A 3,947-nucleotide genomic window follows, 5' to 3' on the forward strand; every position below is an offset into this window, starting at 1 on the left:
TCCATGGGGTGGGTCCTTCCGACGGGCTGGGCCTGGGGCCGGCCCCGTGAGGGTCCGGCCCCAGGAGGTACTCACCGACGGCGTGCCGTCGGTGAGGTGCGGGGCCTTCAGGCGTCGGTGTCCTCGGGTGCCGCGGTGCGCGTCGGGGCCTCAGCGGTCGGCCAGCCCTCGGCTGAGACGCTGGAGGTGTGGCGGGTGCTGCGGACGGTCTCGTCGTCGCCGCGCAGGTCGTCCACGGCGGCGAGGAAGTCGCTGATCCGGTCGTTGTCCATGAGTGCGCTCGTCCTTTCCGAATAGGGGCATGGGCCGTGCATCTCTTTGGGCTGAACCTGGGGCGGTGAGCGGGCGGCGGGCACCGCGTCTCCTTTCGGTTGCTGGTAGGTCAGCTGCTGCGCTGGGCTGGCGTGGCGGCGGGGGTGGCCGCCTGGCGCAGGGCGTCGCGCAGCTCGCTCATGGCGGGCCGGTCCTCGGGTGTTGGGGCGAGCGCCGCGGTGATGATCGGGCGGAGTCTGGCGGGTGCGGTGTGCAGCCGGGAAAAGCCATGGCGGGGGATGTCGGCGCACAGGTAGCGGTAGGTCAGGACCGCGAGGCTGAAGACGTCAGCGCGTGGGGTGGCACGGTCGTAGGAGGTGGTGTACTCCGGGGGCCAGTGCACCTCCGGGCCCCGAGCGGCCGGGCCGCGCGGGGTGTCGGTGCGGCGCGCGGCACCGAGGTCGGTGATCAGTCCGTGGCCGTCGTGGATGAGGATGTTCTCCTGGTAGACATCGCGGTGCACGATCCCGCGCTCGTGCAGGGTGCTCAGGCCGTCCGCGACGTCGGCCAGGACGCTGAGCCCGGCCGTCTCGTCGTCTCGGCTGAGGGTGGTGGCAAGGTGGGGTCCGAAGTTGCCCCCGCGACAGTGGGGCATGGTGTACCAGTCGAACCGGTCGGTGCTGCCCTCCTCCAGCAGCGGCACGACGTGCTCGGCGCCTTGGGCGGCGCGGGTGACGGCGATCTCGTGGCGGAAGTCCTCGCGGGTCAGGGCCCGTTCGGCCTCGGTCATCTCCGCGTACCAGTAGAAGCCGTAGGCGGCCTTTCGGGTGGCGCCGTCGAGTTCGGCCAGGACGTGGTTGCTGCCGAAGCCGGCCTTGAGGACCACCGGAGGCATCCCGTTGCGGCTGGCGAGCACCAGGGTGCTGGCGCGGGTGAAGCAGAGGAGGTCGTGGGCGTGCCAGCCGGCGTCACGGAGCTGGTCGAGGACCCAGGCGGCGGGGTGCATCGGGTGCAGGTGCATGGGCTGCCTTCTCATGTTCGCGCCGCGTCCGGTGCGGTTTCGCGCAGCCGGTCCAGGCAGGCGGCGGCCAGCAGGTCGAGGTCGGGTTCCGTGGCGCACGGGTGCCGTAGCACTGGTAGGCCGGTTGCCTCGGTCCACGCGTTGGCGGCGTGCTCGTACAGGTCGGCGTACCGAGCAGCGGTCGCGCGGTCCTCTCCGAAGCGGCGCGTTGTGGGCCGCTTGGACAGCCGGGTATGGCACAGCTCTGGCTCGGTGGTGAGCAGGACGATCAGGTCCGCCCGCGCGGCCGTGACCTCGGCGAGTTGCTGGACGTAGTGGGCGACAGGCCGGTCGTGTAGCAGGGCGAGCAGGCAGGCGGTCGACAAGGTGAGCCGGTCGGCGACGACCGGGCCTAGGGACAGGGCGGGGGTGAGGTTGTGTCGGGCATGAAGCTCCAGGTCGCGGCGGATCGCTGCCATCGCTCTCGGGCCGCTGGTGGCTGGACGGCCGGCGCGCAGGCCGATGATGGAGCGGGTCGCCTCCAGCGACAGCCAAGAGAACTGGCCGATGTGCCCGAGGTGGATGCCCTCGCAGGCGGCGGTGGCCAGGATCCGGTCGCGCAGCGTGCTCTTCCCGGCTCCGGCGAGGCCCTCCAAGGCCAGCAGCATGCCTTGCCCCTAGTTCTTTTCGGCGATCAGCCAGCTGATGAACTTCGCGATGCGGCCGTAGCTGACCGGTTCGGTGCCATGGGTGAGCTGGGAGCCGTAGAGCAGGGCGGTGCCCGGGGCAGGGCTGACGCTCCATCGGGTTCGGGGCATGGCCGTATACCAGTCAGCGGAGTGGTCGGCACCGTCGTGGGCCAGCCACATGCCGCCCGCGTAGCCGTGTCCGTGGGCGTCGTGGTCCAGGCGGGTGTTCCACAGGCGGTCGCTGGAGGTGCTTTCGACGTAGAACGCACCTCCAGCTTTCGCCTCGTGGACCACGACGCTGATGCCGGCGATCTGTCGCGGCCAAGCAAGTGGGTCGGGGGCGATGCCGTCGAGGTGGCCGGTGATGTGCTGGCCGGGGCCGTACTCGACGTAGGTCCACGGCCGGCAGGCGGTGATCGATGGCATGACGCGGGACAGAGCGGGGCGGGCGCGGTCGAAGGCGTGCTGCAGCAGGGCCTCGGCTCTGTCCGGAATCCTCGGGACCTCGATCCGTCCGTTCGGCTCGTAGACGGCCATGGCCTGCTCATTGGAGTGGCCGGGGATCTCATGGATGGACGTGGTCCGCTTCGGGCCGAAGCGGGTTCGCGCTTCCTCGGTGAGGAAGTCGTTCATCATGGCGGCGAGCCGGTCCCGTTCCTCGGTGTCGACGAATCCCTCAACGCTGCCGACCGCGACGGTCTCGGCGATGTGGATCACGAGTCGGTCCTCCTCGTCTTGAGCACCCGGCGGACGTCGTCCAGGCCGGTGCAGTGATTGAGCCAGCTGGCCACGGGGTGGTGGGTTTTGGCGGTCGGGTTGGCCCAGAGAGCCAGCAGCTCTCCGGCCAGCGGCAGGTCCTCCGTGCCGGGCAGCGCTTCCAACACGGTCGGCTGGTCCACTGCCGGGCACCAAGCAGCGTGCTGTGTGGCGAAGGCCCGCCCCAGCCGTGCCGCCGCTGCGAACCTGCAGGAGCGCTGGAGCGTTTCGGCGGGCTCAGCCAGCTGGTAGCTGTGGTGCTCGGTCTGAGCCCATCCAGCTCCGACCGCAGCGGCTGCGACCACAACGCGGCAGGTGGCACAGCACGCGCCGTTGGCTTTCGGGCACGGATGGTCGTGGGCGGGCAGGGTGGCGGCGACCTCGACGAGAGCTGCCCAGGCGGAGTCCGTCAACAACTCGCCGACTGTGCTGCGGCCCGAGTCCCGGCCATGGTTGCAGCACGGTGGTCCTGGTCGGCGCGCCGCCGCCGGAAGGAGCGCGGGTTCGATGAACAGGGCGTGGAAGTACACGATGCGCCCCAGCAACTGATGGATCGTCAGCGAGGCCGCGACGCTACCCATTCCGCCTCCTCAATGGTCGAAGCAGTGGTTTGAGGGGCCGGGCAACAACAGCCGACCTCGGTGGGCCGCTCGCGGCGCAGCGCGTCGACGACGGCGCGGGTGGCCGCGTCAACGGCATCGAAGTACGCCGGCCAGCCGTGCCCGGGGCTCGGGCGCAGCGCCAGGTCGAGTACGGGGCTCGTGCGTCCGGTGGTCTCGCACGTCAGCTCCGCCCGCCCGACGGCCACCTGCACCTCGGCGGGTAGGTCGGTGGCCACTGCGGTGACCGCGCGGCAGAGGGCGGCAGCAACTCGTGCATATTCGGTCCGGTCGCGGGGAAGGATGCCGACCCGGCGCTCGGAGGGCGGCAGGTCGAGGCCCGGATAAAGATGTCCCTGGCAGCTGTCGTACGTGACCAGGCGCCAGTCCCGCGTGGCAGCGTCGACCAGAGAGCGGACGCCGGGCTCAATCGCCTCGCGCCACTTGGGGTGGGCCGGGTTGAGGTCATCGGCCTCGTGCACGCCGGGCATGCCGACGGTGTTGATATTGCCGTGCGAGCTGGTGCGAAGCCGCACATGCGGACGGTTGGTATCGGGGTGATCCCAGCCGGCGAGGAAGGAGGCGACGTCGCGCATGCTGTTCGGCGTACGGGGGCGCGAGCGCACACTACGGCACCAGGCCCCTGCCGGG

At 70.8% G+C, this 3,947-nt stretch carries 6 protein-coding genes; all 6 read right to left on the reverse strand.

Going from position 1 to position 3,947, the window contains the following annotated elements; all coding sequences use genetic code 11:
- Positions 1-107: 107 nt before the first annotated feature.
- The 6 genes from E1258_RS33700 to E1258_RS30790 all read right to left on the reverse strand — a co-directional run bounded on the left by E1258_RS33700 (position 108) and on the right by E1258_RS30790 (position 3,892).
- Entirely contained in the window at positions 108-272 is a 165-nt protein-coding gene (locus E1258_RS33700; RefSeq protein WP_165949948.1) for a hypothetical protein, read from the reverse strand.
- 110 nt (positions 273-382) lie between these two features.
- Positions 383-1,273 carry a protein kinase gene (locus tag E1258_RS30770; RefSeq protein WP_165949949.1) on the reverse strand — a complete coding sequence of 297 codons (891 nt, stop codon included), beginning with the start codon at positions 1,271-1,273 and terminating at the stop codon, positions 383-385.
- Between the two features lie 11 nt (positions 1,274-1,284).
- Positions 1,285-1,920 (reverse strand): hypothetical protein, encoded by a 636-nt coding sequence (locus E1258_RS30775; protein WP_132407282.1) that lies wholly within the window; start codon positions 1,918-1,920, stop codon positions 1,285-1,287.
- A 9-nt stretch (positions 1,921-1,929) separates the two neighbouring features.
- Entirely contained in the window at positions 1,930-2,658 is a 729-nt protein-coding gene (locus tag E1258_RS30780) for a hypothetical protein (protein ID WP_132407284.1), read from the reverse strand.
- Complete coding sequence (locus E1258_RS30785; protein WP_132407286.1) at positions 2,655-2,840, reverse strand: hypothetical protein; 186 nt, start codon at positions 2,838-2,840, stop codon at positions 2,655-2,657. The genes E1258_RS30780 and E1258_RS30785 overlap by 4 nt, the downstream gene beginning before the upstream one ends.
- A 413-nt stretch (positions 2,841-3,253) precedes the next feature.
- Entirely contained in the window at positions 3,254-3,892 is a 639-nt protein-coding gene (locus tag E1258_RS30790; protein WP_132407288.1) for a hypothetical protein, read from the reverse strand.
- Between the last annotated feature and the right edge of the window lie 55 nt (positions 3,893-3,947).

This window comes from Micromonospora sp. KC207 (genome assembly GCF_004348615.1).
Lineage (GTDB): Bacteria > Actinomycetota > Actinomycetes > Mycobacteriales > Micromonosporaceae > Micromonospora.